Consider the following 18,189-nt stretch of genomic DNA (forward strand, 5'->3'; position numbering starts at 1 on the left):
ATCAATATTTTGTGTTGCCGGCTTAATTACAAAGCAGGAATCATTAAATTACTTCTGCTCCAAGCGTATTTGCAAAATGCCTTAAGGCCCACTGATGACCCTCCTGATCAAATGAAGCAACAGCATCTTTATAAATCACTATTTTAAACCCTTTATTATAAGCATCGACTGCTGTATGAAGCACGCAAATGTCTGTGCATACACCGACCAGGTGCACCTCCTCAACACCGCGTTCCCTCAGTTTTATCTCGAGATCGGTTCCTGCAAATGCAGAATATCTTGTTTTGTCCATGAAATAAACATTTTCAGCGTCTTTGTTTGTTTCATAAATCTGCTGCAATAAACCGTACAGATTTCTTCCCTCCGTGTTCCTGATATTATGCGGCGGAAATAATTTTGTTTCTGGGTGATGGATGTCTCCTTCATCATGAACATCAATAGCAAAAACAGTGAAATGCCCACTCGCGATAAACTCTCCTGTAAGGTCCGCGATCTTCTTTTCCAGCAGCTGTCCAGGCTTACCGCATGTCAGGGCACCGCCTTCCGCTACAAAATCATTTGTGTAATCGATATTAATCAAAGCTTTGTTTGGCATTTTCGCATCACTCCAATCTATAGGCTTATTTTCATCATATACTTCAAAGTCCTGAATATCCAATAAAAAAGGAACAGCAACCAAGTTGCTGTTCCCGCCTCCAATCGGAGGTTTATTAATACATTTCAGAAGTAGTCTTCGCCTGCATATGCAGAAGAATGTAGTCAGGGCCGCCCGCCTTGGAGTCAGTTCCTGACATGTTGAATCCGCCGAATGGCTGGTATCCAACAATCGCGCCTGTACAGCCGCGGTTGAAGTATAAGTTTCCAACATGGAAGTCTTCGCGCGCTTTTTGGATGTGCTCACGGTTCTGTGTGATCACAGCACCTGTTAAGCCGTACTCGGTGTTGTTGGCGATTTCAAGCGCATGATCGAAATCTTTTGCCTTTGTGAAGCCAACGACAGGTCCAAAGATCTCTTCCTGCATTAAGCGTGCATCCGGGGCAAGGTCTGCGAATACTGTCGGCTTGATGAAGAAGCCTTTCGAGCTGTCTCCTTCTCCGCCAGTCATCAGCTTGCCTTCTTCTTTGCCGATTTCGATGTAGCTCATAATTTTATCAAATGCGCCCTGGTCAATCACTGGACCCATGTAATTGCTCTGGTCTTCAGGATTGCCCTGCGTTAATTCGTTAGTCAGTTCCACCACACGGTTAAGAACCTGATCGTATACATCTTCTACTACAACCGCACGTGAACATGCAGAGCACTTCTGGCCGGAGAATCCGAAAGCAGAGGCAACGATTGAAGTAGCTGCCAATTCAAGGTCTGCTTCTTTGTCCACAACGATTGTGTCCTTACCGCCCATTTCAGCGATCACACGCTTTAGCCAGATTTGGCCTTCGTTTAGCTTGGAAGCACGCTCGTTGATGCGAAGACCAACGTCGCGTGAACCCGTGAAGGAGATGAAGCGAGTGTCTTTATGGTCAACCAAATAGTCGCCCACTTCTGCACCGCTGCCCGGCACGAAGTTCAGCACGCCCTTCGGAAGGCCTGCCTCTTCCATCACTTCAACAAATTTCGCAGCCACAACCGGTGTTGTAGAAGCTGGTTTTAATAGAACTGTATTTCCTGCCACGATCGCGGCAACAGTAGTGCCGGCCATGATTGCAAGCGGGAAGTTCCAAGGAGAGATGATGATGCCCACTCCCAATGGAATGTAGTCATAACGGTTATATTCGTTCGGACGGCTGTTGACTGGAACACCGTCTTTGATTTTTAAGATTTGGCGTGCATAGTACTCAAGGAAGTCAATGGCTTCCGCAGTATCAGCATCTGCCTCGTTCCAAGGCTTCCCTGCTTCCTTTGTTAAAAGGGCAGAAAACTCATGCTTACGGCGGCGGATGATCGCAGCAGCTTTGAATAAAACATCTGCGCGTGTTTCCGGCTTCACTTTTCTCCATGTTTTGAATGCTTCAACAGCAGCCTGCATTGCTTTTTCCGCAAGCTCGCGGTTTGCCTTTGAAACACGGCCAACTACTTCTTCTTTATTAGAAGGATTGATTGATACAATTTTATCTTCAGTAGAAATGCGCTCTCCGCCAATTAAAAGATCATAATCCTGGCCCAAATAGCTTTCTACAGTTTGTAAACCCTTTAAATATGCTTCACGATTTTCTTCTTCTTTAAAATTCGTGAATGGCTCATGCTTATAAGGTTGTACCATTTTTACCGCCTCCTGTGTGTACAAATATCAAACGCCAGATAGTAGCGCCCCGCCCCGTTTTAAAAACATGCTGGAGAAAGGTCTGCTATTCTCTTAAAACGTTTTCATCCAAACACTATATTAACACGAAAATAACATTATCTTCAAACATTCTCCGCTGATGTTATATATTAACATCCATCGAGAGAAATTGCAGTTTTACTTAGAAGGATAAGGGGTTGAAGATTCTTGTGGCAGGTTTTGGATAAAACTGTTATATAAAAAATTTTAGTGCTGTTATTTTTTAGCAGTGAATATCATTTTTGTTTACTTCTTATCATTTTTACAGCTATGAACTTTTATGGGGACCCTTATTCTTGCATCTCTCTATTGTGTCGCCATTGCCTTCTATGACGACCACTTTCCTCGTGCCTCTTCCTTTTTCGTCTTCATGAACCCTCTATGACTACCATTTTCCTGAGCCTCTTCCTTTTTCGTCGTCATGAAGCCTATGACGACCATTTTCCTCGTGCCTCTTCCTTTTTTGTCTTCATAAACCCTCTATGGTTTCCATTTCCCTCGAGCTTCTTCCTTTTTCGTCTTCATAAAGCCTCTATGGTTTCCATTTCCCTCGAGCTTCTTCCTTTTTCGTCTTCATAAAGCCTCTATGACACCAGATTTTCTCAAACTGCTTCCAATTTTCCACAATGCCCGTAACCCTCTTTCCTGAAATTAAAAAAACCCAGAAGATGCATCTTCTGCACTTCTGGGTACCCTGGTTCTATTGATAGATGTGGACAAAAGGTTCGCTTTGGTCTGCTTTCCGGACTACTAGTGCTTCCGGTCCGTTGACAGATGAGATATTTACCTGGACTGAGATGTATTCAGGGAAGTGTTTGACGACAAGCCCTGTTACATATTGCGTAAATCCAATCGCTTCTGCTTTTCCATAGAATTGGATTGGGATATCAATATTAACTTCCTGCAATTGGTCCTGAGCGTAGAAGGCTTTCCCGATAACTCCATTGAAGTTTGGGAAATAGGTTTCTACATCCTGTTTAAAGTTAAGAAAAGCCGTTAAATCATCTCGATGATTTTTTTCAGCCGTGTTTGAAGGGAAAAGGACATATTTCTCGTTGACGTCTTCCCATCCGCCAAGCTTGGTGCTTCCTTTATCCGCCGTAGCGTATGTAAAGAAGCTGCCTGGCACCACCGAAGTTCTTGATTGCTGTTCAAACAAAGCAATGGTTACCGGCACATCTTTCAGGCCTTTGATTTGCCGTACTCTCTGCAGTACTTCTTCAGCCAGCTTTTTACCTTCCCGTTCGATGACATCTTGGTCAATCTTTGTTTCGAAAGTGGCACCATATTGTTCCTTTTGATAATAATGGACAGAGTTCATGGCAAGGCCAATTACAACACCGCCGAGCCCCACTTTTCCATCATCATTTTTCAGCAAATAGTTGTGTTCAAGAATATGGGCAAGGTAGATCGGGCTTTTTTCATTGTTTTTATCAATATCTCCGCCATCTGCGATCATTGGATTTAAGCCGATATTGTCTTCTGCCTTCATTTCGCGTTCCTTCAGCTGAGCATCAGTGAATTTACGGTTTAGCCAAGCCTGGACTGTGCCTCTCTTTAGATACTGTCCTTCCTGGAATAAGTATTTATCAGGATCAAACGTGTTTTGCGCAACTCTCATAAGTCCTGTCTCAAATTCATTGATATCATATTTGGTGTTTACATTATTGACCACGAGACCTCTGGATTCACTTGGTTCAAAAGGCAGCAGTGTTCGATAATACTTTTCAGAAATTTTATAGTTCGGAATGATTGCCTTATCCTTTTCGTTCTTGTCTTCCTGAACAACTTCCTCCTGCTTATTAAAATTAGGCGCACAGCCTGCTAGCAGAAGGGTTAGAGATAAAGCAAGCATCATCAGTTTTTTCACGGAGCTTACACCCTCTTACTTATTTAATTCTTCAACCAGTCTCTCCTCGTTCCAAACCTCAACTCCAAGCTCCTGGGCCTTCGTCAGTTTGGATCCAGCCTCTTCTCCGGCGATTACAACATCTGTTTTCTTGCTGACGCTTCCGGATACTTTACCGCCTAGCGCCTCTATTTTTTCTTTTGCTTCATTCCGGCTCATTATTTCAAGCTTTCCTGTCAGAACCACTGTTTTTCCTGCAAAAAAGCTATCCGAGTTTTCGGCCAAAACAGGCTTTGGCCCATTATAAGCCATGTTGACCCCAGCTGCTTTCAGCTCCGCAATCAGTTCATGGGCTTCTTCCTGATCAAAGAAGGAAACGATGGAATCAGCCATTTTTTCACCAATTTCATTGATAGCTGTTAAATTGTCCCGGGATGCTTTTTCAAGTGCTTCCATATGGCCAAACTCCTGGGCCAGCGTTTTGGCTGCCTTTGCGCCAACATGGCGGATCCCCAGCCCAAATAAAAGCTTTTCCAATGAGTTGCCCTTGGAGTTTTCAATTGCCTGAATGAGGTTATTTACTGACTTTTCACCCATCCTCTCGAGCTGGATGAGCTGTTCATACGTTAATTTATAGATATCTGCCACATCTTTAATCAGATTTTCGGCAAATAATTGGCTGATCACCTTTTCACCAAGGCCATCAATGTTCATGGCGTTGCGGGATACAAAGTGAATTAGGCCTTCCCTGATCTGGGCCGGGCACTTTGGATTAATGCAGCGCAATGCCACTTCACCATCAAGGCGGACCAGTTCGCTTTCACACTCAGGGCAATGTGTCGGCATGTTAAAATCCTGCTCCTCACCCGTTCTCCTGTCAGCCAGTACATTTACAACTTCAGGGATAATATCTCCTGCTTTTTTCACAACGACCTGATCGCCAATCTTAATATCTTTTTCGCGAATTAAATCTTCGTTGTGCAGTGACGCCCTTTGAACAGTCGTTCCGGCAACACGGACAGGCTCCAGAAGTGCAGTTGGCGTAACTACGCCAGTTCGCCCCACGCTTAATTCAATATCCCTTAATGTGGTAACAACCTCTTCTGCAGGGAATTTATAAGCAATGGCCCAGCGTGGGCTTTTTGCCGTAGTGCCAAGCTGCTCCTGTGATTCAAGTGAATCGACTTTAATAACGATGCCATCAATATCATAAGACAGGTTTGGACGTTTGTCAGTCCATCCCTGTACATATTCAATGACTTCCTCGATGCTTTCACATCTTTTGCGTTCTTTATTCGTTTTAAATCCAAGGCTATCCAGATAATCCAGACCTTCGCTATGGGATACAACGCCTGTATCCCCTACATTCGCTATGCCGTAGACAAAAATATCGAGATTTCGCTTTGCCGCCAGACGCGGATCAAGCTGCCTTAATGAACCTGCTGCGGCATTCCTTGGGTTTGCGAAAGGCTCTTCCCCATTCTCCTCTTTCGCTTTATTCAATTTCTCAAAAGAACGCCTTGGCATGAATGCCTCACCGCGCACTTCCATCGTGACACTCTCTTTCAGCCGGAGAGGGATAGAGCGAATGGTCTTTAAATTTGCTGTGATATTTTCACCGATGGATCCGTCCCCGCGTGTGGCACCGAGAGTAAAAAGCCCATCCTCATAACGGAGGGAGACAGCCAGCCCATCGATTTTCAATTCGCATACATAAGAAACATTTTCACCTGCACCCTGGCGGACACGGCGGTCAAAGTCTCTTAGGTCCTGCTCACTGAAGGCATTGCCCAAACTGAGCATTTGTGACTGATGCTCCACCTTTTCGAACATATCAAGAATTTCCCCTCCAACCCGCTGTGTTGGAGAATCTTCTGTTTTCAGCTCGGGAAATTGCTCTTCAAGCTCAATGAGGTCCCTCATCAGTCTATCGTATTCAGCATCTGGAACAGACGGCTGATCAAGAACATGGTATTCATAATTATACTGATTCAAAAGGTTGTGCAGATCTTTCACCTTTTTTCTGCCAATTGAAGGTCCATACATTCAACCCTTTCTATAATCCTTTAAAAAATGCCTGGCAGGCTGCTCTAAGTTTACGCCTTTGTAATCGGTGCAAATTTGGCCAGCAGACGTTTAATGCCAACTGGTCTTGGGAACGCAATATCCAGCTCTGTTCCTTCGCCGGAACCTTTTACACTGACAACTGTACCTGTACCCCATTTTCCGTGCTGGGCTTTGTCGCCGACTTTCCAGTCAATTTCATCTCCGCCTGTATTCGATGCAGATGGACGAACCACCGCTTTCCGCTGAGGCTGTGCTCCTCTTGAAGCTGAAGGAGATCCAAACGGGGATGATCCAAATGGAGACGGCTTTTTAGCAGGTTCAAGCCCATCCAGCAAATCAGCAGGAATTTCTTTGATAAATCGGGATGGCGGATTCATATTCGTGCGTCCAAATAAAGTACGCATTTGTGCATTCGTAATGTAAAGCTCTTCTTCTGCCCGCGTGATTCCCACATAAGCAAGACGGCGCTCCTCTTCCATTTCCGATTCTTCCATTAGAGAACGGCTGTGCGGGAATACACCTTCTTCAAGACCTAGTAAAAAGACAACAGGGAACTCTAGCCCTTTTGCTGAGTGAAGTGTCATAAGCACAACTGATTCAGCTTTTTCCCCATCATCATCCAATTTATCAATGTCAGCCACAAGAGCCAGATCAGTCAAAAATGCGATAAGCGATTTATCTTCGCTGGCTTCTTCAAAGTTTTTTGTAACAGATAGGAATTCATCAATGTTTTCCAGACGGCTCTGGGCTTCAATGGACTTCTCGGCAATGAGCATATCCCGGTAGCCTGATTTCTCCAGCAGCTCTTCCACAAGTTCTGTCACAGATAAGTATTCCTGCATTTGTGTATAGTTTTTAACCAAATCCCTGAATTCAATAGCCCCTTTTGTAATTTTCGGGCTCAGGCCAATCAGTTCAATGGACTCAAGAGCTTCAAACATGCTCATCTCGTGAAGCTGTGCAAAGTTGGCGATTTTATCAACGGAACCGGAGCCGATTCCGCGTTTTGGCACATTGATGACACGCTGAAGGCTGATATCATCATCCGGATTTGCAATCAGACGCAGGTAAGCAAGGATGTCCTTAATTTCTTTGCGGTCGTAGAACTTGATGCCGCCGACAATGGAATATTCAATGTTCGACTTTAACAGTACTTCCTCCATTACACGGGACTGTGCGTTTGTGCGGTACAAGATAGCAATATCCGAAAAGCTTCGCTTGCCGCTGCTGATGTATTCTTTAATTTTCCCTGCAACAAACTGCGCTTCTCCCTGCTCGCTGTCGGCACGATAGTAGAAGATCTTATTGCCTTCTGCGTTTTCAGTCCAAAGGTTTTTTGGCTTTCTGTTGAGGTTCTTGCTGATGACTTCGTTCGCAGCCAGCAGAATCCTTTTAGTTGATCGGTAATTTTGTTCGAGCATAATAGTCTGTGCATTTGGATAATCCTTTTCAAAAGAAAGGATGTTGGCTATGTCCGCACCGCGCCATTTATAGATGGACTGATCGGAATCACCGACCACACACAGATTCTTAAAACGGCTTGCCAAAAGCTTGACCAGCATATACTGCGCTCTGTTAGTATCCTGGTACTCATCCACATGAATGTACTGGAATTTGCGCTGATAATATTCAAGCACTTCCGGCACTCTCTGGAACAGCTGAATCGTGATCATAATAAGATCATCAAAATCAAGCGCCTGGTTGCGTCTTAGTCTCTTTTGGTACTCTGTATATACATCACTTGCAACCTGCTGAATATAATCTCCTGCTGTTTTCGCATACTCTTCAGGGGTAATCAATTCATTTTTTGCCGAGCTGATAGACCCCAGGATAGCACGCGGATCAAATTTCTTTGGATCCAGGTTTTTATCCTTGAGGATTGATTTAATCACCGATTGCTGATCTGTTGAATCAAGAATCGTGAAATTGCGGTTATAGCCAATACGGTCAATATCTCTTCTTAAGATTCGAACGCACATGGAGTGGAACGTCGAAATCCAGATTTCATCTGCAGCTCCGCCCATCATGTTATGAATACGGTCACGCATTTCACGGGCTGCTTTGTTTGTAAAAGTGATTGCCAGAATATTGTAGGGGTTCACACCCTTTTCTACCATCAAGTAAGCAATCCTGTGGGTAAGCACTCTTGTCTTTCCGCTTCCCGCTCCTGCCATTATAAGAAGTGGTCCGTCTGTTGTTTTTACCGCATTTTGCTGCTGCGGATTCAGTCCGTTCAATAATTTATCCGTTAAAAATTGCATTTCTTCTCTTCACCACCATAGAAACATATGTTCTTATATCTATTTTATCTTTTTTTATAATCATCAGCAACTGAATTAGGCACGAACAGCTTCGACAGTGGCCAATGCAGCCTGCAGATCATCGTAAATAATATTTCCGACCACAATTACGTCCGCATGCTCAGCCATTTGACTTGCCTGCTCGGCATTCATGATGCCGCCGCCGTAAAATAATACGGTTTCTTCAAGCGTATTTTTCACCTCTGCGACCACTTCAGCGTCTCCGTACTTTCCGCTGTATTCCAGATAGAAGATTGGCAGGCTGAACATCTTCTCAGCCATCATGGCATATGCCCTTACCTCATCCAATGATAAATCTGTCCTTGAATTGGTAACGTGTGCCGCTTTGCAATCTTCATTCAGGATGCAATAACCCTGAACCAGAATTTCTTCCCAATTCATGACATCCCCATATTCTTTTACAGCCTCCTGATGAAGGCCTGTAATCCACTTCACGTCCCGGCTGTTAAGGACTGTCGGGATAAAGTATAAGTCAAAGCCCGGGGTAATTGAATCAATGGTTGAAACCTCCAGCACACAAGGGACTGTGTATCGGCGGATGCGTGCCATTAAATCCAGCACCTTTTCCAGCGTTACTCCGTCCGTCCCGCCCACAATAATCGCGTCTGTTCCAGACTCACAAATCATTTCCAGGTTTTCATCTGATATATTTTTATCCGGATCGAGCTTAAAAACGTGGCTCCATTCGCGAACATCATACATGCAAAATTGCCTCCATTCTATCATTCCATTTCATCATTATATCATTTAAGATAGTGAATAAAAATAAAAGCTGAAGCGCCTCGAACAGCCCGGACAAGCGCTGGCCGACGCTGCCACGTCCTGTGGCAACGTCGGCACTAGTAATCCTGTACGTCGGAAGGTCAGTGGATGAAGTCGTTTTTTTGACTTCATCAGCTTGCCTGAAGCGACCTCGAGGGGCTGGGCGCTGAAGCTAGATAAAAAAGTAAAGCAGGAAGTCTTTATGAGGTGGAAAAAATTATTAGGGAAACAAAGAAAAAAACCGCGGGAACAGCCCCATCGGTTTAAGTAATACGAATATTTACGCTTTTTCAGGTTCTTCTTCTTTGATTCTTTCCAGTGCCATTTCATAGGCATCATTTCCATAGTTGAGGCATCGCTTCACGCGGGAAATGGTTGCCGTGCTTGCGCCCGTATCTGTTTCAATTTTATGATAGGTTTTGCCTTCACGAAGCATGCGTGCCACTTCCAGACGCTGAGCCAGGGACTGTATTTCATTAACTGTGCATAAGTCATCAAAGAAGCGATAGCACTCTTCCAGGTCATTTAAAGATAAAACAGATTTAAATAACTGATCCAGTTCTTTGCCTCTTAGCTTATCAATTTGCATATATTTGCATACCCCTTTATTGTAATAGTTTTTGACATAATTATTGTTTAGCTTCAAAGGAAACCGTTTGCTCATTGCCCATGCTTGATGGAACGATGTTGATCCAGGTCTTTCCTGGCACCAGGCCAGCCTGTTTCCCATTTAATACAGGAAGAATTCGCCCGTCAATATTTTCCCATTTTACTTCTGTCACTTTCCCTTTTTGCAGGAGGTATCCTTTTCCCCCAGAAGTTAAGTTAATATCACGGCGGCCCGCGCTGTCAACCACTTTATGGTCTGCTTCTGCAATGAAGATGTTATCAAGCAATACAGGTTCGCCGGATTTGTAATCAGCTGTAAGTTCGCCATTGGAATATCTTTTGTATTTCTCCAGTGCCGCATCATACTCATAGATGACATTGAATAATTCATTGTCCAAATAGGAGATCATGGCAGAGTCAGCATCCTCTCCCTGAATAGCCTTTGCATCTTCCTTCGACAGAAACGCCAGAGATTCCGGTTCGTTTTCCATCACATAATTTCTTTCCTTTGCACCCTTCAGCACATTTTCGAATGAAATATAGGAATTATGAGGAGCCTGGCGGAAGCTTTCCCGTTTAAACAGTGTACCGTCATACTGCATTCCATTCAGATTATCAATATAGCCCTGATCCAGCAATTCTTTGGCTTCCGGACTATAGCCGTGGGCAATGTAGAGGCTGTCATAGCCTTTCGCCAGCTCAATATAATAATCTCTTGAACTTCTTACCGGCCCTATCATTTCGGGCTGCTCACTTTGAAAAATAGCAAGAAAACGCGTCACGTCCCCTTCTGCCAGCAATTCGTAGACGATATCAGCCTGGTTAAGCCCGGATTGCGGACGGGCTTTCGGATGATTATTGATCATCACCGCTACAGCCCTTCCATCCACCTCAGCCTCCGACCCGAAGCCTGTGAGAGGATAGTGAAATGGAAGTTCTTTTTCAGAGCTTACCCCTTTTGCAGCCTCTTCCGCTTTTTCCGTATCTTGTTTTTCAGGCTCTTCAGTTTTTTCTTTGCTGCAGCCAGAGACTAAAAGCATTGCCGCTGCTGATACAGCTATCCATCTTTTTAGCATTTAGCACCCCTGTGTTTTTTGCTTTGATGCAGGTTCTATGTTAGCTCCACCACTGAGCAGTCTTTATCTCTATTATATAGTATACTTTTATATTTTAACGCATTATCGTTGGAAAGAGTACCGTTTTATTCATTACATCATACATCCCCTGCTGAGTAATCCTGATATAAGGCAGATGCGTTGAAGAGAAAAAGAGCAGCGTATACATTGGATCTTCATGTCTATAGCCTTGATCACGCAAATAATGAACAAGCTGTTTTTCTTCCTCCATTAATTCCTCCACATTTTTATGGGACATCACACCCTTTAAGCGGAGTTCCATCTCCTGGACAATTCTTCCACCTTCTGATATGACAATGCCTCCGCCAATTTCTTTCAGCCGGTTAAAAGCATTCAGCATTTCCTGTTTTCTTTTTCCAATTAAGATAATGTCACCGGTATTGGAAAAAGAACTTGCCATTCCATCCAGGCTTTTCGAGAACCCTTTTAGTATCGTATTTATGCGCCAGTGTCCATTCCGGTCAACAAGCATGAAGAAACATTCATCATGGTCTTTCTCCAGTTCTTCGGATGAAACGTCAATCGTGATGGAGTAGGGCTTCGTAATAACTGCATTCTCCAGTTTTATCCCGAAAGGCATGGAGAATTGCATATCATCAGCAGTCAGCTCCCAATCAATATCCAGCGGTTCGAAGCCGTATTCTCCCCATTCTACAGGCTTATAGGCGTGCAGGTTTTCACCATCTCTTTTCACCCACTCCCCTTTGGCAATAACAGATAATGGAGTTGGTTCTTTTTCATCTGACAGAAAATTAATATTGGCCACCCTTCCTGTCGCAATGGAGCCATGTAAATAATCGATTCCATAATGACGGGCCACATTAATGGTAGCCATGTTATAAGCATCAATTACCGGCACTCCTTTATCTATGGCAATGCGGATCATATGGTCAATAATTCCCTGTTCATAGAAGGAGGAAAAGGAACCGTCTGTTGTGAAGATCATCCGATCATATTGATCAATGCCGATTTCATGCATCTCGTCCAATAAAACCGGCAAATCGGGACGGATGGAAGAATATCTGAGAGATACGGTATATCCCTGTAAAAGACGATTGTAAATATCCTTTCCCGTCATCGACTCATGGTCGCAATCAGCACCAAGCAGCATGAGCTTTGCCAGCGTTTTTTCGGATGCCCCAGGAAAATGGCCTTCAATCTTTTTCCTCATCCGCTTAGTCTCCTGAATCCAATGAAGCATCATATCATCGCCATCCAAAAGCTTCGGCCAGCCTGTAAGCTCTCCTCCCTGAAGCACGGCATCATGCTCAAGCCATGATTTAACGTTCCCATGCGAAAAAACGGATTCTTCATGCTGGATTTCCGTTTGTGCATCAAATCGGCACCACCAATAGGTTGTTGCAGGCATGTTTCTCATTTCCTTCAGGAAAGAAAACGCTTTCTTTTTATCCTGCTGTAAAGCAAGGACCATATTGTCATTAATCAGGGTTGTTGTACCAAACTGCGATGCATAGCTCGCCAGGGAATGGGGATTATATAATTGAAATGGATGGGCATGCGGTTCAATATATCCAGGAACCAGCGTGAGTCCCGTACAATCAACGACCTCACACTGTTCTATTTTTTCCGGCAGCTTTTCGCCCACATAAACAATACGGTCGCCATAAATCCATATATTTGCTGTTATCCATTTGCGAAGTGCCTGATTAAGATAACGGGCGTTCTTTAGTAATATCGTCGGTGACAGTTTTCCGTCCAATACGGAAACATGTTCACGCAAGTGTCTGTTTTTCCAACGGTAACGCTGTTCCAGCACCATACTCCCTCCCTTGTTGATATCTATATATAAAAGACTCTGTTTTTAGAATAAAATCAATGAGTGAAATGGCTATAAATCAATAAAGAAAGCCCTTTCATTTCTCTTGTTTTTTATAGTAACATATTTCACTGTTTAACGCATTAAAGAATCAGTAAAAGATTGTAAAATTTTTGTGAAAGTGGTGACACAACCATGAATGTAAAACCAAATATCGGCATAGTAAATGCCTTAATACGCATAACAGTCGGATTAACTGTCTTAGCCTGGAGCACTTCAAAGCTTGTGAAAAGACCTTGGCGGGACTCTTACCTCATGATGGCCATGCTGGGCGGCATGAAGGTGGCAGAGGGAATTGTCCGCTTTTGCCCTTTGACAGCTCTTTTTGAAAGAGGCCAGGACATGGTTCAGGAAAAGCGAAAGCAGGATGGCAATCACAATAATGATGATGCTGTTGAGGAAATTCTCCCGTATAATCCATCTTAAATTTCTTAAAAAATCCAGCTCCCTATATGGGGGCTGGAAAATTGAAAGGAGCTGACAATATGTTTTGGGAATACGTAATGGATATGACGTTCGTCCTGGCAGCAATAATTGGAAGCATTGTAGCACTCCTGTTTGTGTATATCCGGAAGACTAAGAAAGGACGTGCGCGATAGCTTTATCGGCAATATCTTTGCGGTAGAATACACCTTCACACTGAAGATTTTCGAGTTCGGAATATACCTTTTGCTGTGCTTCTTTCAGAGTAGGAGCTTTAGCGCCTGCCAGCAGCACGCGGCCTCCATTTGTCACATACTCACCTGAGCTGTTTCGATCAGTGCCGGCATGGAAGACGGAGACATTTGTAAGTGATTGAAGCCCATTCAGAACGGCTCCTTTTTCATAAGCTTCAGGGTAGCCTTTAGAAGCAGCAACCACTCCGACGATTGCTTCCTTATCCCACTCGATTTCAGGCTGTTCCCCTTTTAGGACTGCCAGCATTACTCCCGCCAGATCCGACTTCATGCGGGGTAAAATCACCTGTGTTTCAGGATCTCCAAAACGGGCATTAAATTCAATTACCTTCGGGCCTGCTGTTGTTTTGATCAGACCTGCATACAGGATACCGGTAAAACTTCGGCCTTCCTGAATCATTGCTTTTGCTGCCGGCTTCAAAACATGTTCAACAGCCGCTGCAACTGTTTCATCACCAATATGCGGTACCGGTGAATAAGCCCCATTCCGCCAGTATTCGGTCCCTGGTCTCCATCATAGGCACGCTTGTGGTCCTGTGCAATTTCTAGCGGAATCACCGTTTCACCGTTCACAAAGGCCATTAAGGAAAATTCTTCGCCTTCAAGGAATTCTTCAATTACAACCGTTGAAGAAGCTTGGCCAAACTTTTCATTCAATAATAGTTCCTCAATCCCAGACAATGCTTCCTGCATAGTCATGGCCACTATTACGCCTTTTCCGGCTGCAAGGCCATCTGCTTTAAGAACAATGGGAGCGCCTTTTGCTTCAATATAGGCTTTCGCTTCTTCATAGTTGCTGAATACCCCATATTCGGCAGTGGGGATAGCATATTTCTTCATTAGCTCCTTGGCAAAGGACTTGCTGCCTTCAATTTCGGCTGCTGCTTTTCTCGGCCCAAATACCTTTAACCCGGCTTCTTCAAATCGGTCAGCCAGCCCCTCAAGCAGCGGCACTTCCGGCCCGATTACAGTCAATTCGATTTCATTATCCTGAGCAAACTGCACAAGTTTTTCCTGTTCATGTTCCTGGATGGCAACCGCTTGAGCTGAATCTTCCATTCCCGGATTTCCTGGAGCCGCAAAAACCTGTTTCACTGAAGGGCTTTGATTCATCTTCCAGCAAATTGCATGCTCTCGGCCGCCTCTTCCTATAACCAATACCTTCATTACGCCCACCTCCGTAAAAATGTCAGCTATAATAGCAAGGCCCCTGATCGAGGCGCTTCCGCTTTTCGTATTGTCCAGCTCCAGCGCCTAGGGGCTCGAGGTCATAAGCCAACCTGTCAAAAAGGTAAAGGGCCACCTTTCCGACAGCTCGTCTTATGCTTGTCGCCCCTGATCGAGGCGCTTCCGCTTTTCGATTAATGTTTAAAATGACGTACGCCTGTAAAGACCATTGCAATTCCGTACTCATCAGCCTTTTTGATGGAATCCTCATCACGGATTGAGCCTCCCGGCTGGATGATGGCTGTGATGCCTGCTTTGGCTGCCGTTTCAACTGTATCGTTCATTGGGAAAAAGGCATCGGATGCCAGTACAGCTCCGTTCGCTTTTTCACCGGCCTGCTCAAGCGCAATTTTGGCAGAGCCTACGCGGTTCATCTGCCCGGCACCGACCCCAAGTGTCATATTTGCATCATTTACGACAATGGCATTGGATTTTACATGCTTCACAACTTTCCAGCCCATCTTCAATGCTTTCCACTCTTCTTCTGTTGGCTCTCTCTTGGTCGGAACTTTTACTTCTGCATTATCAAGGGTGAATAGATCATATTCCTGCGTCAGCAAGCCGCCTTCAATGGCGGACAATCTCATCTCCGCTTTCTTTTTGCCTTCAAAAGGAATAGTCAGCAGGCGCAGATTCTTTTTCCCTTTTAAAATCTCAAGCGCTTCATTTGAGAAGGAAGGTGCAATGATGATTTCAAGGAAGATTTCATATAGCTTTTTCGCTGTCTCAGCGTCTACTTCCCTGTTCAGGGCAATAATGCCGCCAAAGATTGATACAGGGTCCGCCTCGAAAGCTTTTGAAAAAGCTTCGAATACATTTTCCCCAGTCCCCACTCCGCAAGGATTCATATGCTTAACTGCAACCGCTGCAGGCTCTGAGAATTCTTTTACTATTTGGAGAGCTGTATCTGCATCATTGATATTGTTGTAGGATAATTCCTTGCCGTGAAGCTGTTCAGCGTTAGCAATCGAAAATTCAGAACCAAGCGGCTTGCGGTAAAAGGCAGCCTTTTGATGCGGATTTTCCCCGTATCTCAATGTTTGCTTCAGTTCATACGTAACCGTTAATTTTTCAGGTGTTTCTTCATTTGCCAAATCTGTCATATATTCAGCGATCATCGCATCATAGGAAGCAGTATGGCGGAAAACCTTTGCAGCGAGTCTGCGGCGGGTTTCCTTTTGAACCTCTCCGGTTTCTTTTAGCTGTGAAAGAACTGTTTCATAATCGGCCGGATCCACCACAACCGTTACATAGTCATGGTTTTTGGCGGAGGCACGCAGCATGGCCGGGCCGCCGATATCAATATTCTCTATCGCATCCTCTACTGTCACATCTGGCTTAGCGATAGTTTGCTGGAACGGATACAAATTCACGCACACAACCTGGATAGGCTGGATTCCATGCTCCTCAAGCTGCTGTTTGTGGCCTGGTTCGCCATGCTTTGCCAGCAGCCCGCCATGAATCATTGGATTTAATGTTTTCACACGCCCTTCCAAAATTTCCGGAAAGCCTGTCACATCACTTACTCCGATAACGGGGACTCCACTCTCTTCCAGCGCTTTTTTTGTACCGCCTGTTGAGATAATTTCAAAACCCAGTTCGCTTAACTGCTCGGCAAATTCTGTTATGCCATTTTTATCGGAAACACTGATTAATGCACGTTTCTTCATGTTCGCTCCCCCTGTCTCTGTTGAATGATACACTTTAGTTCTCTACCATTTTAGCATAGAAAAGATTTTGCAAAACCTGCGGATAAAGTTTGTGCTCGACTTCATGTATCTTCTTTTGAAGGCTATCCAGCGTTTCACCCGCACTTATATCAACTACCGCTTGAGCAATAATCGGCCCAGTATCCATACCTTCATCGACAAAATGAACCGTTACACCGCTTACCTTCACATTGGCAGATAACGCTTGGCCAATTGCATCCTTACCAGGAAAAGCAGGAAGAAGAGAAGGATGGATATTAATAATCCTGCCTTCAAACTCTTTCAAAAGCGTCGGGCCGATCAGTCTCATGTAGCCTGCGAGAATAATATACTCGGCGCCGCTCTCCTTCAGCCTTTGCAAAATCGCTCTTTCATACTCTGCTTTGCCAGCATAGTCTTTAGCTGAAAAAACAAACTGCGGAACCTGTTCGTTTTGTGCACGCTGTGTGCTGTATGCACCTGGCCGATCACAGACAAACAAGACGATCTCAGCCTGCAAATCACCTTTTTTTACAGCATCGGCAATGGCCTGAAAGTTCGTTCCGCTTCCGGAAGCAAACACTGCGATTTTTTTCATGACTTCCTCCAAGTTACAGAATTTCAATTCCTTCCTGATCCGTCACTGTCCCCATTAGATAGGATTTTTCTCCGATATCATTAAAATAGGTGATTAGTTTATCAGCATTTTCTTTATCCGCTGCAATCACCATGCCTGTTCCCATATTAAAAATGTTGTACATTTCTTTGCGTTCCAGTCCGCCGATCTTCTCCATAAGCGTGAACACAGGCGGCACTTCCCAATTGCTTTCACTAAGCTGGGCGCCAAGACCTTCAGGCAGCATGCGGGGGATATTTTCAATAAATCCGCCTCCGGTAATATGCGCCATGCCCTTCAGCTTGAATTGCTTCATAGCTGATAGAAGCGGCTTTACATAAATTTTTGTAGGGCGAAGCAGCTCTTCCCCTAAAGTGCAGCCTAATTCTTCTACATGATCTGTCAAGGACAGATTCGCTTTTTCAAAAAACAGCTTTCTGACAAGTGAGTAGCCATTGCTGTGAATTCCGCTGGATGCAAGCCCAATCAGTACATCTCCAGCTTTAATATCGGAACCATTAATCAGGCTGGATTTTTCACAGGCACCGACCGCAAAGCCGGCAAGGTCATATTCTTCCTCACTGTACATGCCAGGCATCTCAGCTGTTTCACCGCCTACGAGTGCGCATCCTGCCTGTTCGCAGCCATCCGCAATTCCTTTCACAATCGCTTCAATCCGTTCAGGCGCCGCTTTTCCGCAGGCGATATAATCCAAGAAATAAAGAGGTTCCGCTCCCTGTACAACAATATCATTTACACACATTGCGACCGCATCAATCCCAATCGTGTCATGCTTATCCATCATAAAAGCGAGCATCAGCTTCGTGCCGACACCATCTGTACCTGATACTAAAACCGGTTCCTTCAGGTTAAGTTCAGATAGATCGAACATGCCGCCAAATCCGCCCAAACCGCCAAGCACACCAGGACGAATCGTCTTCTGTACGTGCTTTTTCATGCGGGAAACTGCTTCATAGCCAGCTTCAATATCTACTCCGGCCTGTTTATATGCATTTGCCATTCCTTTTCACCTCTTGGTTGGAAAAATAAAGGCCGATTTTGTATTTTATCGGCCAACATTG

General features: G+C 44.6%; 14 protein-coding genes and 2 pseudogenes. 2 read left to right on the forward strand and 14 right to left on the reverse strand.

What is annotated here, in order from left to right; translation table 11 throughout:
* Window positions 1–43: 43 nt before the first annotated feature.
* The 9 genes and pseudogenes from M5V91_RS20490 to M5V91_RS20530 form a co-directional block, all read right to left on the reverse strand.
* Window positions 44–595, reverse strand: a complete 552-nt coding sequence (locus tag M5V91_RS20490) for a cysteine hydrolase family protein (protein WP_026041579.1) — start codon at window positions 593–595, stop codon at window positions 44–46.
* A gap of 115 nt (window positions 596–710) precedes the next feature.
* Window positions 711–2,258: an L-glutamate gamma-semialdehyde dehydrogenase gene (gene pruA, locus M5V91_RS20495; RefSeq protein ID WP_064328209.1), complete on the reverse strand. Its 1,548-nt coding sequence runs from the start codon at window positions 2,256–2,258 to the stop codon at window positions 711–713.
* A 760-nt stretch (window positions 2,259–3,018) separates the two neighbouring features.
* Entirely contained in the window at window positions 3,019–4,188 is a 1,170-nt protein-coding gene (locus M5V91_RS20500) for a CamS family sex pheromone protein (protein ID WP_019382927.1), read from the reverse strand.
* Window positions 4,189–4,203: 15 nt separating this feature from the next.
* Window positions 4,204–6,209 (reverse strand): annotated as a pseudogene (ligA, locus tag M5V91_RS20505) (NAD-dependent DNA ligase LigA).
* Window positions 6,210–6,263: 54 nt separating this feature from the next.
* The gene (pcrA, locus tag M5V91_RS20510) at window positions 6,264–8,495 is read right to left on the reverse strand and encodes a DNA helicase PcrA (protein WP_251175370.1); all 2,232 of its coding nucleotides are present in this window, start codon (window positions 8,493–8,495) and stop codon (window positions 6,264–6,266) included.
* Window positions 8,496–8,570: 75 nt separating this feature from the next.
* Window positions 8,571–9,257 carry a heptaprenylglyceryl phosphate synthase gene (pcrB, locus tag M5V91_RS20515; RefSeq protein WP_251175371.1) on the reverse strand — a complete coding sequence of 229 codons (687 nt, stop codon included), beginning with the start codon at window positions 9,255–9,257 and terminating at the stop codon, window positions 8,571–8,573.
* A gap of 340 nt (window positions 9,258–9,597) precedes the next feature.
* Window positions 9,598–9,906: a YerC/YecD family TrpR-related protein gene (locus M5V91_RS20520; RefSeq protein ID WP_019382930.1), complete on the reverse strand. Its 309-nt coding sequence runs from the start codon at window positions 9,904–9,906 to the stop codon at window positions 9,598–9,600.
* Window positions 9,907–9,946: 40 nt separating this feature from the next.
* Entirely contained in the window at window positions 9,947–11,002 is a 1,056-nt protein-coding gene (locus tag M5V91_RS20525) for a DUF3048 domain-containing protein (protein ID WP_019382931.1), read from the reverse strand.
* A 94-nt stretch (window positions 11,003–11,096) separates the two neighbouring features.
* The gene (locus M5V91_RS20530; protein WP_026041806.1) at window positions 11,097–12,839 is read right to left on the reverse strand and encodes an adenine deaminase C-terminal domain-containing protein; all 1,743 of its coding nucleotides are present in this window, start codon (window positions 12,837–12,839) and stop codon (window positions 11,097–11,099) included.
* 195 nt (window positions 12,840–13,034) lie between these two features.
* Between M5V91_RS20530 and M5V91_RS20535 the strand changes: the two genes are divergently transcribed.
* Together M5V91_RS20535 and M5V91_RS30620 are read left to right on the forward strand one after the other, a co-directional pair.
* Window positions 13,035–13,325, forward strand: coding sequence for a YgaP family membrane protein (locus M5V91_RS20535; RefSeq protein WP_009336749.1), 291 nt, complete (start codon window positions 13,035–13,037; stop codon window positions 13,323–13,325).
* A gap of 59 nt (window positions 13,326–13,384) precedes the next feature.
* Window positions 13,385–13,498 carry an EYxxD motif small membrane protein gene (locus tag M5V91_RS30620; RefSeq protein WP_335582802.1) on the forward strand — a complete coding sequence of 38 codons (114 nt, stop codon included), beginning with the start codon at window positions 13,385–13,387 and terminating at the stop codon, window positions 13,496–13,498.
* On the opposite strand, the gene M5V91_RS30625 is transcribed toward M5V91_RS30620, so the two are convergent.
* From M5V91_RS30625 to purM, 5 genes and pseudogenes are all read right to left on the reverse strand, one after another.
* Window positions 13,476–13,847 (reverse strand): phosphoribosylglycinamide synthetase C domain-containing protein, encoded by a 372-nt coding sequence (locus M5V91_RS30625; protein WP_369425996.1) that lies wholly within the window; start codon window positions 13,845–13,847, stop codon window positions 13,476–13,478. The genes M5V91_RS30620 and M5V91_RS30625 overlap by 23 nt on opposite strands.
* Before the next feature lie 78 nt (window positions 13,848–13,925).
* Window positions 13,926–14,743: pseudogene (gene purD, locus M5V91_RS30630) on the reverse strand (phosphoribosylamine--glycine ligase); the annotation flags it as partial.
* 194 nt (window positions 14,744–14,937) lie between these two features.
* Entirely contained in the window at window positions 14,938–16,473 is a 1,536-nt protein-coding gene (gene purH, locus M5V91_RS20545; RefSeq protein ID WP_251175372.1) for a bifunctional phosphoribosylaminoimidazolecarboxamide formyltransferase/IMP cyclohydrolase, read from the reverse strand.
* Window positions 16,474–16,507: 34 nt separating this feature from the next.
* Window positions 16,508–17,089, reverse strand: a complete 582-nt coding sequence (gene purN / locus M5V91_RS20550; protein ID WP_019382934.1) for a phosphoribosylglycinamide formyltransferase — start codon at window positions 17,087–17,089, stop codon at window positions 16,508–16,510.
* A gap of 13 nt (window positions 17,090–17,102) precedes the next feature.
* Complete coding sequence (purM, locus tag M5V91_RS20555) at window positions 17,103–18,128, reverse strand: phosphoribosylformylglycinamidine cyclo-ligase (RefSeq protein ID WP_019382935.1); 1,026 nt, start codon at window positions 18,126–18,128, stop codon at window positions 17,103–17,105.
* Between the last annotated feature and the right edge of the window lie 61 nt (window positions 18,129–18,189).

The organism is Cytobacillus pseudoceanisediminis (genome assembly GCF_023516215.1).
Lineage (GTDB): Bacteria > Bacillota > Bacilli > Bacillales > Cytobacillaceae > Cytobacillus > Cytobacillus pseudoceanisediminis.